Genomic DNA, 15,795 nt, shown 5'->3' with positions numbered 1-15,795 from the left:
ATGCACAACACCGATACCAGCCGCCAGGGAGTCTGAAAGTGTTTCCATCGTCGGTCATTCGGAAGCTGGCGCTCAGCGAGGAGATGCTCGCCGAGACACACAATTTCGTGGGCCTTGCCGCACACCTGGAGGGCCCGATCGATACCGACGCGTTGTCGGACGCCTTCGATCTTTTGCTCGAGGCGCACCCGGTCCTCACCGCGCGCCTGGAGCGTGGCGCCGATGGCCGTCACGAACTCGTCACCGATGACCTTCTGCACTCGGGACTCGAAGTGGTGGAGGTCGAGGGGCCGGGCGTGCAAGCCCCCCCACCACATTTCGACCAGGCCGAGTCGCTGGTGCACCTGCGGCTCTTCATCCGGGACGGACAAGCGCACCCCACGTTGTACGTTCATCACGCCCTCGCCGACGGTCACCACATGTACGGCCTCATCGAGGAGTTGCTGTCCTTCTACACCGATCTGGTCACCAATGGACGCACCGGCCCGGTGGCCGCCCAGCCCGCGCCGGAATCGATCGAGACCGTGCTCGCCGACCGGGGTATCCAAAAAGGCCCGCGCTCGGGTATCGAGCGGTTCATGCCGGCGTTGTTCGCCTACGATCTTCCGCCGTCCCGGCGAGCCGACACCGGAGTCAAACCAACGTCGCCGGTACGTGTTCCGATGGTGTCGTGTCGGCTGAGTGAGAGCCAGACACATGCCATCGTCGAGCTCTGCCGCGCCGAAAAGATAGGTCTGCACTCCGTGCTCTCCGCCGCGATCCTGGTCGCGGAGTGGCAGGTTCGCGGCAAGCTGAACATCCCGGTGCCGTTTATTTACACGGTCGATCTGCGGTATTTCCTTTCGCCGCCGGTGTCGGCGACCGGATGCACGAACCCCGTGGGGTTGGGAACATATCTGGCCGAGATCAACCACAAGACAGCGGTGATCGACCTAGCCCGCGATATCGCCCAGACCTTTCGCGCAGACCTGGAGGAAGGTGTTATCCAGCAGTCCCGGCTGCACTTCAGCCCGCAATATGTTGGCAACGCACCGGGGATGCCCGATGTGGTGTTGTTGTCCGACAACGGTCTGGTGCCCCCCGTCCGTACGCCTCCGGGGGTGGAAGTCACAGCCACGCACGGCGAGCTGTACTTCGCCGTGAGTGCCGGAATCGAGATCTACTTCACCCAGATCTACGCCGATCAGCTCAACGTCGAATACCACTCGCATGGGCCAGAGCCGGAAAAGTCGATCGAGGCAATTCATTCGCTGCTCTGCACTGTGGCCGAGCAGCACATGAGTGTTAGCTAACTGGCCCGAAGGCGTAACGGTGGTACTGGAACGTTCGGCGCAGCGGCGGAAAGGCGCGGACCAACTGCCTCATCAGCCGGAAGACGCCCGACGCCCGGCCGAATGTGTTGGCGTCGAAGAATGTCACGGCGGACAGCAATCGAACTCCGGATACTCGGGTGGTGATGTCGGCCGGACGATTGACGGCCCAGTGCAGCGTCGAACCGGATTGCCGCTGCAGCCGGTGCGTTTTCTGCGACCGGACTATCACCCAGTTGTAAAAGTCGATCTGCAATTCGCCCGATCCGAACCGGTCGACGACGTGTTGCAGCAAGGCGACGCCATCGTCCTCTGTCAGGTACATGCTGATGCCCTCGGCCAACAGCAGTGTCGGGCGGCCAGCCGGGATTTGGTCGAGCCAGGACGGATCGGTGGCCGCAGTGGCCACCAGGTGGTATCGCGGTCGGCTCGGAAAGACTTTCTCGCGCAGCGAGATTACCGCCGGGTAGTCGACGTCGTACCATTCCACGCCGGGCCCGGGATCAAGCCGGAAAACCCGGCTGTCCAGGCCGCAGCCCAAGTGGATCACGGTCGCTTGCGGATGAGCGGCCAGGAACTGGGCGGCCCAGATGTCGAACTGGGCGGTTCGCACCGTCACCAGCGGTGTCCAGCGGTCGGTGACCTTGAGTTCGCCCCAGTCGTAGTCGATTCGGGCCACAGCATCTTTGGCGAACCCGTCGCCCAAGATCGGTTGATCCCAATCGGCATCCAATGCCTTGCAGTACAGCGTGGTCAGCATAGTCTGCGCTGGACCGCTGAGGTCGACGGAAACTTTGTCGGTCACCACGCAGAGACTACTGTGCGAGATTTGACGATGGAGGTGGCATGACGGATACGACCGGCGCCGGGGGCGGCGAACGGCCACCGCGGGTTTTGCTGCTCTATTACTCCTACACGGGGCAGTCGCAAAAGGTGCTCGAAGCGGCGGGGGAGGTTTTGCGTGCCCGCGGGTGCGAGGTGCACGAGGCCGCGATCGAGTTCACCGACCCGCGGTACGCGGAGAAGTTCTCTCGCTTCCCGATGCGGCGGGTGTGGCCCGACATGATGAGTGTGCTGGGGGCGCAGAAACGCGGTGAGACAGGTGAGATCAAAATTCCCGACGAGGCGCGAAACGCCGACTACGACCTGATCTGCATCGGCTCGCCGACCTGGTGGCAGACCGTCAGCATGCCGATGCGCTCCTTCCTCAAATCGGATGAGGCGCGAAAGCTGTTGTCCGGTAAGCCGTTCGCCGTTTTCGTGGTGTGCCGCCAGTACTGGCGGGAAAATCTCGAAGCGGTACGTGAGCTCGCTGGGCAGCAGGGCGGCCGGTACGTCGACGAAATTCATTTCACCTATCCGGGCGACTCGCTTCGCTCCATGCTGTCGCTGACCAGCTACCTGGGTTCAGGTGAGTACCGCCAGAAATACCTGGGTCTTCGCATCCCGCCTACCAATGTGCAACCCGAGCAGTTGGAACAGACGCGGACTTTCGCGGCCCGCCTGGCGGACGGGTTGTTCGCTAAGTGATAAGGAGTTCGGTTTACTATGCCGCGTTCGTTCGATCTGTCGGCCGAGTCGCCAGCAACTGTCGAACAGGTTCATTCGGCGTTTAGCGACGAGGACTATTGGCTGGCCCGGCTTGCGACCCTTAACGGCACCACCGCGCTGGAATCTTTAAACGTCGATGATGACCAGAGCGTTCGGGTGGTCACCACCCAGGATCTGGGCCGCGACCTGTTGCCCGGGATCGTGTCCAAGTTCTATCGCCGCGACCTGAAAGTGCGGCACACCGAGATGTGGCGACCGGTCGACAGTCAACTTCGCGGGGAGATCAGTGTCGCGGTGCTCGGGGCGCCGGGATCCGGTTCTGGCGCCGCGGCGGTCGCGCCCACCCAGAGCGGCTCACTGATGACCTTTACTGGGACCGTGGAATTTAAAGTTCCGCTGGTTGGCGGAACAGTCGAGAGCTTTATCGTGCGGGAGTTCTCCCAAGGGATTCCGAATATTCAAAATTTCACCGCGAAGTGGGTAACGGAGCACGCCTGAAAGCAGTTCGAATTTTGTGACGGAGTAAACGACAGACATGACTGACACGCCGAGCTCCAGCTCTCCATACTCCGATGCATTTCGGGTAGCGCCAGCCACCGCCGAGGCGCTCGCCGGCCTGAACATGCCAATGCTTGACGCGATGATGACCCAGCGGGCCGTGCGACGCGTTCATCCCGACCCGGTGGATGACGCGGTGGTGTTGAAGTGCATCGAATTGGCGCTACGCGCACCGACGGGTGCCAATGGACAAAATTGGGAATTCATTGTCGTCAAGGACCGTCGCGTGATGGATAAGCTCGCGCGCCGCTACCGCGACGGCTGGAAGTACTCCTACGGCGGGTTGCTCAAGGGTGCCGGCGACCGCGACGAGTCGGTAGCGAAGGTCATCCGCGCAGCCCAATGGCAGGTCGACCACTTCACCGAGGTCCCGGTCTTGGTGGTGGCCTGCCTGCGGCTCACCGTTCGCGAAGGGCGGGTGCCGTTTTCGGTCATGCCCCATGCCGCGGTGTCGGGATACTGGGGATCGATCTATCCGAGCGTGCAGAATTTGTTACTGGCCGCTCGGGCCATGGGGCTGGGTGCGTCGCTGATCACCTTGCCGCTGTGGCGGCCGGCGCGGGCACGCAGAATTCTCGGCCTGCCACGCTCGGTGAAGCCGTGTTGCGTGGTAGCGCTCGGCTGGCCGCGCGGTCGGTACGGCCCGACCAGCCGCAAGCCGGTTGAGCAGGTGACGCATCTCGACGTCTATGGCAACCGCCCCTGGTTCGATCCTGGCTCGGCATCAGCCAGATGATTTGTCCAATAAGTTGGACATTCGATCACTTATTGCACAGCACGTAAATATTATGTGAGCCTGATCACGATGCGTTTTAGCGATTTCCTTCAGTTTTTGTCCGGACTTAGATTCTCTTAGTGTAAGTTCAGCGTTCACGGATCAATCGAACAGATGTAGGGGGCGTCATGCAGGCTGTTTCGCGTCGATACGCCATGGCCGCTGCCGCACTCGCGGCGACCAGCGTTGTTGCCGTCACTCCGATCGTGCCGCGGGTCTCGGAGCTCCCCGTCGTCAGCATGGCGACGCGTCTGGTCGACTCATCCATCGCCAACATCCCGCTGAACTTGTTCTACGACCTGGTCAATATTCCGGCCAACGAGCTTCATGCAACGCAATTCTTCACCGACAACCTGTTTATGGCCGGCCCGTGGTTCGTCGTCAGCCCAACGAACCTTTGGGGAGTCGACCCCGGCGACCCGACCCACTTCATGTCGGTCGAAAACTTCTTGATTCCGTTCCCCGAGCTGAGCGGCATGAATGCGCCCGAAACCGACTTCAGCGGGGGCCTCGGCCAGCAGCTGTGGGGCTTCGTGGCGTCCGAGCTCCCGACGAATTCGGGCTGCGCCGAGGCGTCCTGTCTGCCCTTTGAGCCCTCAAGTCCCATCACCGGGTTGCAAGGGGTCGACTTCTACGCATGGCTGGGCCAAATCCTGACCGGGCAGGAGAAGATGGGGCTGTTTGACAACTGGTTCAACGCCCAGTACACCCCGAACGGCGAGTTCTATTTCAATCCCAATGCTGACGGCAGCGTTGACCCAACCAACAGCGTGGCCAGCGGTCAGGTTTTTAACTTCGACGGTTGGTCATCCTCGACTGGTCTTCTTGGCGGCCAAGGTATCCCGGGCACCACTACCGTTGACGGCATCCCTAACTCGATGCCATGGTCCGGGGACACCTACACCTTCCAGCCCTGGGTGCCATTCGAGAACTTCTTTAACAGCTTGATGGCGGCGCCCACGACTACCGGCCTAGACGGCACCGGTATCGACCCGATCTATGGCGACCCGACCGAGATCGCGCAGACCATGCAGGCCTTCCTGGCGGGCTTGATGTTCTTCGATCCGGTCACTCCGGGCAGCCCATTCTGCCCGGACACGTGCTCTTCGATCACCAGCGCTCATATGGACTACCCGGACCTGATCAAGGAAATCGGGAACATGATGCCGGGCAACCCGGTGATCAACGAGTGGCTGGCCGACTACGCCGGCGGCGCGGGTGCACCCGACGGCGGAGCCAACGTTCCCTCCGAAGCAACGATCCTGAACTCCATCGCGCTGCTGCAGAACCACAACTTCTGGGACTTCCAAGACGCGCCCTACGTTGGCAACAACACGCCGGGGACCTTCGATCTTGCCACGCTGGCACCCGAATTCCACCAGTTCTGGGAGCAACTCGGCTTCACCGTTCCACCGCTGGACGACCCGGGCGCCTACCCGGCGGCGACGGCGGCCAGCGTCGATCCCACCACGTTGTCGGCGGACATGAGCGCGCTGACGGCGATGTTCAGTACGTCCGCGGTTTCGGACCTCTTATCGACGCTGACGGCGGACCTCACGACGCAACTGCAAGCGGACCTCAGCGCAATGATGGCGTCCCTCGCCGCAGACCTGCCTGCCAACTTCGCGAGCACTTTGCCGGCAGACCTGCTGACGTTGTTCTAAGCCGCAACCCGCGGTGGGCACAGCGCACGGCGGGTCCGACCACGCTGTGGCTCACGGGCTACGCGCTCAAGCCCCTGCCCATGACCCGATCCCACATGCGGTCGGTCAGTAGCGCTCGGGCAAGCACAGAGGCCTTTCCCGACGCGCCGACGATGTAGCGAGGCTTGGGGTTTTTTGCCTCGATGGCCCGGAGCACCGCGCGGGCGACGCTGTCGGCGCTGACCATCATGCCCGGCATCTTGGTCAGGGCCCGCGTGGTGTCGGCGTAGCGGCGTTTGAACTCGCCGTACGGATCGTCATCGGAGTACGAGTGCGTGGCTTCGAGTTGGGATTGGACAAACCTGGTACGCACCCCGGTCGGATCGATCAGCACAACGCGGACCCCGAACTGCGCTACTTCGGCCCGGAGAGCAAGCGAAAGCGCCTCGACGCCGTACTTGGCGATGTGGTAGGCGCCCGCGCCCGGACTGGTGAACCGCCCGCCTGTACTCCCGATGGTGACGATGGTGCCCGTTCCTCGAGCGCGCATGCTCGGTAGCACGGCCTGTGAGAGGTTTAGCGTCGCTATCACGTTGGTCTCCAAAAGGTTTCGCAATTGGTCCAACGTCACTTGCTCGAGAGGGCAGGGAAGCGGGAATCCGGCGCTATTGACCAAAACGTCGACGCCTCCGTGGGCGGTGTGGATTTCTTCCAGAAGTCGGGTCACCGCGGCCTCGTCGGTGACGTCGAGGGCGCGGGCCTGCAGGCCCCGTGACTGCAAGCTCTCCAGAGCAGTCGGATTACGGCCGACCGCGAACACCACATAGTTCCGGGCATGCAGCAGGTAAGCAGTCGCCTCACCGATACCGCTCGTCGCTCCCGTGACCAGAGCAACTGACTTGGCTGTCATCGAATCAGGGCTCCTTGCAACGATATCGACAATCCGGCGGGCGACTTGGCGATCCGGAGTTGCGTGCGGATGTCAGCGTAGCGAATTAGTCACCGCGCGGGGCATGGAGACGGCGCGAGTGCAAAGGCCTCAAATGCCGTTGGACCGCCGACTCAGAAAGAAAGGAAGTCAGCCGGGTTCGCGAATAACCCGGTGAGGCTGGATAGCAGGTCGGCGCTCAACGCTGAGGTGACGTCCGCCGCTGTGTTTGACCCGAACAGCGCACTGAGCTCTGTTGTTGTGTAGGTGCTGAGGTCGGCTAGCAATGCGCTGAGGTTCGGCTGTCCGCTCATATCCCCGGCTAGTGCACTGGCGGCGGGCAGCACTGAGGCGGCCGCCCCGACCGAGCCAGATTGCAATCCCGGAATATCCGGTAGGTAAGGGTAGGCATTCGGCAGGTCGGAGGTCGGTAACATTCCGAGGTCGACCTCGGCGGCCGTCATTCCTTGTTGCGCCCCGAGGGCAAGCTCAGCGTTGACGGTTGTCCAGTCGATATTCGGCATTGACATGTCGGCAGGGGTGGTGATATCGGCACCCCCGGTCCGGTCATAGCCCAGGTCGATGATCACCCGCAGGTCGGGTTGGATCAAGTCTGCCATCGCAGGGTTCACCGCGCGCAGCCCGTCCAGCAGCGGCAGATCCTGGGTGGGAATCAAGAAGTAGTCGGTGTTGCCGGCATATCCGGGAGATGTCGGTTCTAACACAGCGCCAGCGATCTCTGAAGAGTTGAAACCCGTTGGCCAGCCCGGCAATAACCAGGGGTGCAGGTCAATAAACCCGGCGACGGCGTTCGCGTCGGCCAGCAGGTCCGAGGGGTACTGGGGGAAGTCGGAGCTTCCGCTGTACTCGATCGTGTAAATGTCGGTGGTGTAGGCAGTGTCTGCCGGGGTTGCGGGAAAGCTCATGTTGAGGAGATCCGGGAACCGGTTGCCGAAGCCGCCGTTGGGGTTGTTGAGATCTTCGAGGAGCACGAATTGCAGATCCGCCGGATTGGGCTGTTGGTCGGCAGGCAGGCCGGCGAGATTGACCATCTCTTGGGTGGCGATCGAGGTGCTCTCGGAGTAGCCGAAGACGACGACTTTATTTCCTTCCCCGAGTTGCTGCATGATCCCCTGGTTCAACTCGCTGGCGCCCTGGGTCATGACCTGCTGGAAATCAGCGCCCTCAGGTGTGGTCTGAATGACCGGGGAGTACCCGGTGAACACCGGTTGTCCTGGGAATTCCGGCGGGGTCGGGTTTACGAAAAGGTCCATCACCTGTGATACATACGTCTGGTCCGGGTCGGGCGTGCCGGCGTAGCCCATGATCAGCGCGGTATCGTCCCCGATGGCAGGCGCCGGGTGCAGCGTCGATGCCACTTCCAGCAGACCGGCGCCGGCACTCGCCAGCAGTCCCACTCCCAGCCAACGGAAGCTACGTCGTGTCATGGCCCCCTCGATTCATGTCACGTCAACAACCCTGCTCAGCATGTAGATCTCGGCCGAGCGTCCGCAGGCAGCCGATTGGTTCTAGCACTGAAGCCGATGCCTATCTTGCATTCGGTCGCGCGTTCACGTGCAGACATTGACAACATTGGCGTGTCGGAATTTTGTGGAGCACTTTTTGGCAGCGGTTGGTCCATGCGCGCTCGGCAAGCCGGTTAAGGTCGGTTTGTGGGGTTTCCGACACCTGGAGAGAAAAGCGCTGCCATCGTCACCGGCGCATCGTCAGGTATCGGCGAGGCCATCGCCCGGGAGCTTGCGCAACGCGGCCATCAAGTGGTGTTGGTCGCTCGACGTACCGACCGCCTTCAGGCGCTTGCCGAGAGGCTGAGGGCTTGCGCGCATGTCCTACCGGCCGACCTATCCAGCCGGACCGATCGTGCCGAGCTGCCGGGCCGCGTCGCGGCGCTGGGCCTGGCGCCGGACATTCTGATCAACAACGCAGGCCTGTCGGTTGGCGCTCTCGTAGCGGAATCAGTTCCAGAACAACAACTTAACCTCGTCGAAGTTGACGTTGTCGCCGTGGTGGACTTGTGCACCAGGTTCCTGCCGGGGATGGTCGAGCGCGGACGCGGCGCCGTGCTGAACGTGTCATCGTTGGCGGGCTTCTACCCCCTGCCCGGGCAAGCCGCTTACGGTGCTGCCAAGGCATTTATCTTGTCTTACACCGAAAGCCTGCGCAGCGAATTGCGCGGCACCGGTGTAACGGCTACCGCACTGTGTCCGGGACCGGTCGCCACCGGATTGGACGACGTCGCCGGGTTCAGCGCCGGGCAACGTGCAGCGGTGTTACCCAGCTTCATGTGGAAGTCCGCCGATCAGGTCGCACGGGCTGCCATCGATGGTTTGGCAGACAATAAGCCGCGGGTGGTCCCGGGTCGGGCCAATCGGCTCGTTGCGGCATTTTGTCGGGTTGCGCCCCAGGAGCGGCTTTTGCCGCTGCTCGCGCGACGCGCCCTGCCGCCGAAACCCAATTAGCGGCATGGCTTGCCGCGACGGTATCTGGATTATTGGACATCTCAGGGGTCCAGCTACGCGGACAGATAGGCTAACGCCGTGCTCGAGGTGATCGAAAAGGGGTATGTCAGCGAGGCGCATCCCGTCCCGCTGCTCTTCGTGCACGGGGTCTGGCATGCAGCATGGTGCTGGGACGAGAACTTCCTCAGCTTTTTCGCCGATAAAGGTTATCGTGCTTTGGCCTTGAGTTTCCGCGGTCACGGCGAGAGCTCGAGTGACAAGCCGTTGTGGCGCTGTTCGGTCGCCGATTACGTCCAGGATGTCAGCTCGGTTGCCGACCGTCTGTCCAGTCCACCGGTGGTCATCGGTCACTCTATGGGCGGTCTTGTCGTGCAGAAGTATCTGGAGACGCACACTGCTCCGGCTGGCATTTTGATGACGTCCGTGCCGCCGCGGGGAAACCTCGGAAATGCGCTGCGTTGGATCAGGCATCGCCCGTCACATTTCGCCAGGATGACGTTGACCGGCAAGGCGTTGCCGTACATCAATCCTCCGCACCTGGCCCGAGAGCGGTTCTTCTCCGCGCACACACCGGAGGCCGACGTCCGCAAGTACGCGGCCCGGCTGCAAGAAGACAGCTCGCGCATCGGCATTGACAGCCTGCTGCTGTGCCTACCCCGGCCCAAACGCGTGACGACGCCGCTGCTGGTGCTCGGCGCCGACGAGGATGGGGCGCACACCCGCAACGAAATACACGCCACCGCACGTGCATATGGCACCGAAGCAGAGTTCTTCCCCGACATGGGCCACAACATGATGCTCGAGCCGGGATGGGCTGCTGTTGCCGAACGCATCGATACCTGGTTGAGCAAGCGCGGGCTCTGAGCCTTTCCGCTCAGGCGGGCACCAACTCCAGCGGAAGATGCTCCAGCCCGCGCATTGTCGGGTTGTCGAGGTAACGGTAGTCCCCTGCGAGGCGGATCGTCTCGACCCTCGGTAGCAACTGTGAGAAGACCCGGGCGCCTTCCAACCTGGTCAATGGTGCGCCAAGGCAGAAGTGGACGCCACCACCGAATGCCAGATGGTCGGTCGGGTTGCGGTCGAGGTCGAAGGTGTCCGGATTGTCGTAGTGACGAGGGTCGCGGTTGGCCGCGGCGAACAGCAGCAGCACCCGCGCGCCGGCCGGAATCGTGTTCGCCCCGACGGTGTAGTCGCGAGTTGCGGTGCGGTAGAACCCTTGCACCGGCGCAACGAAGCGCAACTGCTCCTCGATGGCGGCGGGTACCAGCTCAGGGTGCGCGCGCAGCCGGGCATACAGTTCGGGGCGCTGAGCGAGGGTTAACAGCAGCCCCGACAACATATTTGTTGTCGTCTCGCTGCCGGCGCCGATCAGCATCGCTGCGCTCCAAAAGATCTCGTCATCGGTAAGCACGTCGTCGGCGTCGGCGGGAGTCATCATCGAGATTAGGTCGTCACCGGGATTTCGGCGGCGCTGCGCGATGAGCGGATTGAGGTTGCGGCGCATCGCCGCGGTCGCGGAGCCTGAGCGCGCGGAGAGCGTCATACCGCGAGGGGTCAACGGCACAAAGGAACCCGCGACCATCTCATCTGACCATTCCACGAATTGAGGCTGATCGTGGCGCGGTATGCCGAGCATCATCGCGATCAGCCGGGTCGGCAGCGGTTTGGCCAACTCGGACACCGCCTCGGTGTGGCGGCGGGCGATGACGCCGTCCACGAGCTCGTCGGCGACCTCGTTGATGTTGGCCTGCCAGGCCGCCATTGCCCGTGGGGTGAAAGCGCGGGAGACGAATTTGCGAAGTCGAGTGTGTTCCGGTGGGTCGACCGCATTCATCGAGGGCAGGTGGACGCGGAAACGGCTTTGACTCTCTGCCGACGACAATGCCTCGTTGTCGCGCAACGCTTTTCGCAAATCGTCGTAACCGGCGATGATCCAGATACCGCGCTTGCGGTTGTACCACACGTTCGGCACGTCGGGCCCGGTCAGCAAGTCACGATAGCCGGGGTACGGATCGCGCATCGTCTTTCGTGAGAACGGGTCGAAGTCCGTGGCGGGTGCGGTTTTCCGACCGGTCAAGGTGTAGCCGTACGAAGTGGCTTTGTCCCGAGCCACCCCGACCAGGCCGTCGACTCCGACCTTCATGAGGCTGGCGCGGAAGCGGAGCATGCGAGCCAACGACATGTGGTTACACCCCTTCGTGAGGAATCGTGCCGAGTTACGGCAGCTACCGTAACCGACGGCCCCTTACGGTTTCAGCAGTGTCCCTGATCGAAAACGAGCCCGGCTAATCCGATTGCCCGAGCTGTGGGTATGCGGTTTTGTCCGACACCTTTAGGACCGCCGGACCGGCAAGAATTGAGTTCAAAATTGGCACTCGTAGTAATCATCGGAGCGCTAGAATGACTGCCCTTTTCGGTAGCTGACCTCGACCCAAGCGTTCTCGGCGATGGTTGCATCGCTGTAGGTACCGAGGCGAACGCACGTCTAGTGTGTCCGGCTATGACGCTGCGGCGTCTGCCGGGCCCGCCGAACAGACCTCAATCCTTGATGAAGTGGTATGCGCGGTAGTCGATTTCGCCGCGCTCGAGGTCGTTGTAGAACCACGAGCCGTCCACTACCGCGAACTCACGGCCAAAGCGGCGCAAGAACGCCGGCAGGCGATTGTTGATCAGTTCGTTGGACCGCGGCGAGTTATTCTTGAGACCCCGCAAAACCTCCGTGTTGATGACCCGCTCGGAGACCTGCCGCAGGCCGGATTCCGCCATTGCTTTTTCCCAGTCGCCGAAGCCATCGCGGTTGCGGAAATCGGCATACAGGAAATGCCCTCCGGGGCGAAGTACCCGCTTTACCTCGCTGAGGAAGCGTTCGAAGTGCGGGTAGATGTGTGAGGCCTCAACGTTGATCACCGCGTCGAAGGATTCGTCCGGGAAGGGCAGGTTCTCGGCGTCGCCGTGGACGAAGTTGAGACCGGGTAGGTTGTGCCTCTTCTGGCAGAATTCGACTCCCGCAGCGTTGAAGTCAAGCCCCGTGTAGGAAGCCGGCTTCAACGTGCGCGTCAGGTAGGAGGCGCCGCCGCCGTGGCCAGAACTGCACTCCAGGACTTTCTTGCCGCTGATATCGGCCTGCGTCGCGGTCTGGTGGTAAAGCTGAATGCTGTACCGGTTCGGCTCGTCGGCTTCGTCAAGCGGCAGGCCTAACGGCGGATCTTCCTCGTAGCCCCAGTTCAGGAATTGAACATCATCCTGCTGACCGAGCCGGCGGGTCATCATCGGGTACCAGTACCGGAAGATTTTTTTGTAAGTCGCCGTCGAGCCAATGCGGTAGACGAGGCCTGCGCCGACTTTGTCCAGGGAGGGGCTGCGAACCATGCTGGAAGTATCGCACAGCACGATACGGCGCGGTTGTGGGATGGCACTCTTAACGGCTTTACTGCACAACGGCGCTCGTGGATCTCACCGTAAAGCTGCGCGACGTGCTGGGCAAGAAAATTCAGGCAGCGGTGGCAGTGCTCGGCAGGTGCGCACGCTGTGGCTCGCCGCGGTAGCGCGACGGTTGACCGTTGATCTTGCAAATGCGCCACAGCAGCAGGGCAACGGGATTCATCAGGCCCACGTCGTCGCACAACATTCGCACGTCGCCGTACATGTTGCGCAACGCCTGACGAGAGGCGAGCGCATCGAAGAACAACTCTTTGCGCACCGAGCGTGGGATGTCGAACTGTCGGAAGAAGCTGCGCGACGGCACGACGATCGCCTGGCACAGCACCCGCATCACGATCGGCACGTACAGCGATAGCGCAAACCGGCTCCGCCGCACCATATTGGGCACACGCTTGCTAAGGAACTGATCGGCGAAGGAGATGTGGCGGGCCTCCTCGGCGACGTGGATCGCCATCACCTTCTCCAGGATGGGATGCAGCGAATTGTCCTCTCGCAACATGCTCTTCTGCATGTTGTGGATCGGTAGCTCACCGGCTAAGACCCCGAAGAAAAATGTGCCGGGCAGCGGTCCCGCATACAGCGGGATCGCGGGTGATATCCATCGCAGCCACCGCGGCATGCCCGGAGCATCCACCCCGATGCGGTTCACCAGTTCTTGGAACATCATGGCGTGGTTGCACTCTTCGGTGGATTCGTGCACGCAGTAACGGTATTCGGGTGATCCGTTGGGCACCCAGAACGTGTAGTTCATCAGACCGCGAATCAGGATGCTCTCCAATTGGAGGGACACCTTTGCGGTGTTGGCGTGGCGCCACAATCCGATCTCAATTTGCTTTTCCAATGGTTGCGCCTGGTACCACGGATGTCGTCCCAGCGCATCGGTGGCTGACAGAGCCCAGCGGGGGTCATTCGTGTTGACGGCGAGCTCCGGCGCTTCCCAGTCGATATCGGTGTAGGGATTGAAGTGGCGGCGCACGGAAGCCTCGGAAAGGGTCGCGAGGGTCGCAACGTACTCGGGGTCGTCGCTGACGTCCATATTGCGTCGCCACCGCCTGACCATGCGTATCCACGCCACGAGCAGCAGGTTCACCAACATTACGGCGCCCAGTAGCCAGCAGAAGTTGCCCAATACGACCGGCAATCCGAACCTCCCCTCGGGTGCTCGAGTCGATGCGCTTGCTTGGCACATGCGCTTCGTTGGGCACAATCGCGACCGAAGTCTACCGGCGCAAAGGTGAAAGACCTAGCACAGCAGGGCCTCAATCTCGTGACCATTTTCCAGGTCAGCCCTGCCCGCAATCACCTTCCATTGTGCCCCCGAGCAGCCATTTCCATCAGACAGGGGGCGTGCCGCTGGCCAGTGGTTGGCTGCTCGGCCCCCTACGCTACGGGATCAGCTTCGTAACGTTGAGCAGGGTGCCTTCGATCCCATCCGCGATCGGGCCGGCACCTAGGAAGAGCACAAATGGCATCAAGGCGCAGTCTGCCGCGATCGGATCGCCAGTTGTGTGAGCTCTTGCGATCCTGGCTGCAGGGTGCCGATCAGCCCAGCCGGCTATGCCGCATCCACCAGCGGCGTCAACGTCGGGTTGTCGAGTACTGAGGGGATTTGGTAGTGGGCCGGATTGGGCAGATCGGCGATGGCGGAGTCGGTGCCTTGCGGAACCCCGTTGACCAGAAAGCGGGAACAGTTTTAGGTCACTGGAGGGCAAGCCGGGGATTCGAAGCGTTCGAGCAAAGCCGCCGTTGGGATGGCGGTATCTCAATCGGGGTGACGGCCGGTCGTCTGGGTGAGACGGAGGGTACCGTCTAATGCTTATGGGCGAGCAGTTCGATGTCATCATCGTCGGGGCGGGGTTCGGTGGAATCGGCGCGGCCATCCAGCTCAGCCGGCTGGGCTATGACAACATCCTGATCGTCGACCGCGAGGACGACTTGGGCGGAACCTGGCACGTCAACCACTATCCGGGGCTTGCCGTCGACCAACCGTCACCCACGTTCTCCTACTGGTTTGAGCCGAACCCGCACTGGTCGCGGATGTATGCACCCGGCGCCGAGCTGAAGCGTTACGCCGTGGATGTGGCGCAGAAGTACAACGTACGCCGGTACATGCGCTTCAACACCACCGTTGAGGGCGCCCGGTGGGACGAGGACGCTCAAGTTTGGCGGGTTGCCATCGCGGGTGGTGAGACGCTGAGCGCGCAATTTCTGATCGCTGCCACTGGCTTTCTGTGCCAGCCAAGCACCCCGGACATTCCGGGCATCGACACGTTCGCCGGACGCGTCCTGCACACCGCCCAGTGGGACGACAGTGTTTCGCTCGTCGGTTGCCGGGCCGCAGTCATCGGAACCGGTTCCACCGGCGTGCAAGTCGTTCCGGAGCTAGCTAAGGAAGTTGCCGAGCTCACCGTGTATCAGCGCACGCCGATCTGGGTGCTGCCCAAAGTCGATGTCCCGTTCTCGCCACTGACGCAACGGCTTTTCGCCCGGTTCCCGAAAACCCAGCGCCTGCTGCGCTGGTATACCGACACCATTCTGGAATTCTCCATGGTCATTACGATGTGGAAGTACCGGTACTTCAAGCTGGTCAACAAAGCCATCTCGCAGTTCTCGAGGGCATACCGGCTGATGCTGGTGCGCGACCGGGAACTCTCCAGAAAGCTCAACCCGGACTTCGACTTTGGCTGCAAGCGCCCGACGATCTCGAACACCTACTACCCGGCCTTCACCAAGGAGCATGTGCATCTGGAAACCAACGGCATCGAGCGGATCGAGCCCGATGGCATCATCGCCAGGGACGGCACCAAACGGCTGATCGACACCCTAGTTCTGGCGACCGGGTTCGACGTGTGGGAGGCCAACCTGCCGGCGATCGAGGTGATCGGCCGCGAAGGCCGCAACCTCGGAAAGTGGTGGCGGGAAACGCAATTCCAGGCCTATGAGGGCATTTCGATGCCGCACTTCCCGAACTTCTTGTCGATGGCGAGCCCGTACGCATGGGTGGGATTATCGTGGTTTAACACCGTGGAATACCAGATGCGCCACATGAATCGGCTGTTCGGTGAACTCCAGCGCCGCGGTGCTCGCACCTTCGAGGTCACCGAAGAGG

14 protein-coding genes are annotated in these 15,795 nt (G+C 62.0%); 8 read left to right on the top strand and 6 right to left on the bottom strand.

Going from position 1 to position 15,795, the window contains the following annotated elements; translation table 11 throughout:
* Positions 1-38 precede the first annotated feature (38 nt).
* Positions 39-1,292: a phthiocerol/phthiodiolone dimycocerosyl transferase family protein gene (locus tag WBF82_RS23400; protein WP_424385311.1), complete on the top strand. Its 1,254-nt coding sequence runs from the start codon at positions 39-41 to the stop codon at positions 1,290-1,292.
* Here the strand turns inward: WBF82_RS23400 and WBF82_RS23395 are convergent.
* The gene (locus tag WBF82_RS23395; RefSeq protein WP_424385310.1) at positions 1,285-2,115 is read right to left on the bottom strand and encodes a class I SAM-dependent methyltransferase; all 831 of its coding nucleotides are present in this window, start codon (positions 2,113-2,115) and stop codon (positions 1,285-1,287) included. The genes WBF82_RS23400 and WBF82_RS23395 overlap by 8 nt on opposite strands.
* Before the next feature lie 41 nt (positions 2,116-2,156).
* On the opposite strand from WBF82_RS23395, the gene WBF82_RS23390 reads away from it, so the two are divergent.
* The 4 genes from WBF82_RS23390 (at position 2,157) to WBF82_RS23375 (ending at position 5,858) form a co-directional block, all read left to right on the top strand.
* Positions 2,157-2,840 (top strand): flavodoxin family protein, encoded by a 684-nt coding sequence (locus tag WBF82_RS23390; protein ID WP_424385309.1) that lies wholly within the window; start codon positions 2,157-2,159, stop codon positions 2,838-2,840.
* An 18-nt stretch (positions 2,841-2,858) separates the two neighbouring features.
* The gene (locus WBF82_RS23385) at positions 2,859-3,359 is read left to right on the top strand and encodes a DUF2505 domain-containing protein (RefSeq protein ID WP_424385308.1); all 501 of its coding nucleotides are present in this window, start codon (positions 2,859-2,861) and stop codon (positions 3,357-3,359) included.
* Between the two features lie 37 nt (positions 3,360-3,396).
* Positions 3,397-4,155, top strand: a complete 759-nt coding sequence (locus WBF82_RS23380) for a nitroreductase family protein (protein WP_424385307.1) — start codon at positions 3,397-3,399, stop codon at positions 4,153-4,155.
* 167 nt (positions 4,156-4,322) lie between these two features.
* Positions 4,323-5,858, top strand: a complete 1,536-nt coding sequence (locus tag WBF82_RS23375) for a hypothetical protein (protein WP_424385306.1) — start codon at positions 4,323-4,325, stop codon at positions 5,856-5,858.
* 58 nt (positions 5,859-5,916) lie between these two features.
* Here WBF82_RS23375 and WBF82_RS23370 read toward each other — a convergent pair whose 3' ends face one another.
* Both WBF82_RS23370 and WBF82_RS23365 read right to left on the bottom strand, forming a co-directional pair.
* Positions 5,917-6,747, bottom strand: a complete 831-nt coding sequence (locus tag WBF82_RS23370) for an SDR family NAD(P)-dependent oxidoreductase (RefSeq protein ID WP_424385305.1) — start codon at positions 6,745-6,747, stop codon at positions 5,917-5,919.
* A gap of 152 nt (positions 6,748-6,899) precedes the next feature.
* Positions 6,900-8,213, bottom strand: a complete 1,314-nt coding sequence (locus tag WBF82_RS23365; RefSeq protein ID WP_424385304.1) for a PE-PPE domain-containing protein — start codon at positions 8,211-8,213, stop codon at positions 6,900-6,902.
* A 225-nt stretch (positions 8,214-8,438) separates the two neighbouring features.
* Here WBF82_RS23365 and WBF82_RS23360 point away from each other — a divergent pair, with 225 nt between their 5' ends.
* Together WBF82_RS23360 and WBF82_RS23355 are read left to right on the top strand one after the other, a co-directional pair.
* Entirely contained in the window at positions 8,439-9,245 is an 807-nt protein-coding gene (locus WBF82_RS23360; protein WP_424385303.1) for an SDR family NAD(P)-dependent oxidoreductase, read from the top strand.
* Between the two features lie 78 nt (positions 9,246-9,323).
* Positions 9,324-10,109 carry an alpha/beta hydrolase gene (locus WBF82_RS23355; protein ID WP_424385302.1) on the top strand — a complete coding sequence of 262 codons (786 nt, stop codon included), beginning with the start codon at positions 9,324-9,326 and terminating at the stop codon, positions 10,107-10,109.
* Between the two features lie 10 nt (positions 10,110-10,119).
* On the opposite strand, the gene WBF82_RS23350 is transcribed toward WBF82_RS23355, so the two are convergent.
* The 3 genes from WBF82_RS23350 to WBF82_RS23340 all read right to left on the bottom strand — a co-directional run bounded on the left by WBF82_RS23350 (position 10,120) and on the right by WBF82_RS23340 (position 13,782).
* On the bottom strand, positions 10,120-11,427 hold the full coding sequence (locus WBF82_RS23350) for a cytochrome P450 (protein ID WP_424385301.1): 1,308 nt from the start codon (positions 11,425-11,427) through the stop codon (positions 10,120-10,122).
* A 356-nt stretch (positions 11,428-11,783) separates the two neighbouring features.
* On the bottom strand, positions 11,784-12,614 hold the full coding sequence (locus WBF82_RS23345; protein WP_424385318.1) for a phthiotriol/phenolphthiotriol dimycocerosates methyltransferase: 831 nt from the start codon (positions 12,612-12,614) through the stop codon (positions 11,784-11,786).
* A gap of 121 nt (positions 12,615-12,735) precedes the next feature.
* Positions 12,736-13,782 carry an AurF N-oxygenase family protein gene (locus WBF82_RS23340; RefSeq protein WP_424385317.1) on the bottom strand — a complete coding sequence of 349 codons (1,047 nt, stop codon included), beginning with the start codon at positions 13,780-13,782 and terminating at the stop codon, positions 12,736-12,738.
* Between the two features lie 722 nt (positions 13,783-14,504).
* On the opposite strand from WBF82_RS23340, the gene WBF82_RS23335 reads away from it, so the two are divergent.
* The coding region (locus tag WBF82_RS23335; protein ID WP_424385300.1) for a flavin-containing monooxygenase at positions 14,505-15,795 on the top strand (1,291 nt) is incomplete at its 3' end.

The sequence above is a fragment of the Mycobacterium sp. genome, from assembly GCF_049673265.1.
Classification (GTDB): domain Bacteria; phylum Actinomycetota; class Actinomycetes; order Mycobacteriales; family Mycobacteriaceae; genus Mycobacterium.
This window is presented reverse-complemented; position numbering and strand designations above follow the sequence as displayed.

Bases quoted from the DNA above. Each gene is read 5' to 3' on its own strand.
- WBF82_RS23390 (WP_424385309.1), top strand. From the start codon at position 2,157: ATGACGGATACGACCGGCGCCGGGGGCGGCGAACGGCCACCGCGGGTT.
- WBF82_RS23385 (WP_424385308.1), top strand. From the start codon at position 2,859: ATGCCGCGTTCGTTCGATCTGTCGGCCGAGTCGCCAGCAACTGTCGAA.
- WBF82_RS23380 (WP_424385307.1), top strand. From the start codon at position 3,397: ATGACTGACACGCCGAGCTCCAGCTCTCCATACTCCGATGCATTTCGG.
- WBF82_RS23375 (WP_424385306.1), top strand. From the start codon at position 4,323: ATGCAGGCTGTTTCGCGTCGATACGCCATGGCCGCTGCCGCACTCGCG.
- WBF82_RS23370 (WP_424385305.1), bottom strand. From the start codon at position 6,747: ATGACAGCCAAGTCAGTTGCTCTGGTCACGGGAGCGACGAGCGGTATC.
- WBF82_RS23365 (WP_424385304.1), bottom strand. From the start codon at position 8,213: ATGACACGACGTAGCTTCCGTTGGCTGGGAGTGGGACTGCTGGCGAGT.
- WBF82_RS23350 (WP_424385301.1), bottom strand. From the start codon at position 11,427: ATGTCGTTGGCTCGCATGCTCCGCTTCCGCGCCAGCCTCATGAAGGTC.
- WBF82_RS23345 (WP_424385318.1), bottom strand. From the start codon at position 12,614: ATGGTTCGCAGCCCCTCCCTGGACAAAGTCGGCGCAGGCCTCGTCTAC.
- WBF82_RS23340 (WP_424385317.1), bottom strand. From the start codon at position 13,782: ATGTTGGTGAACCTGCTGCTCGTGGCGTGGATACGCATGGTCAGGCGG.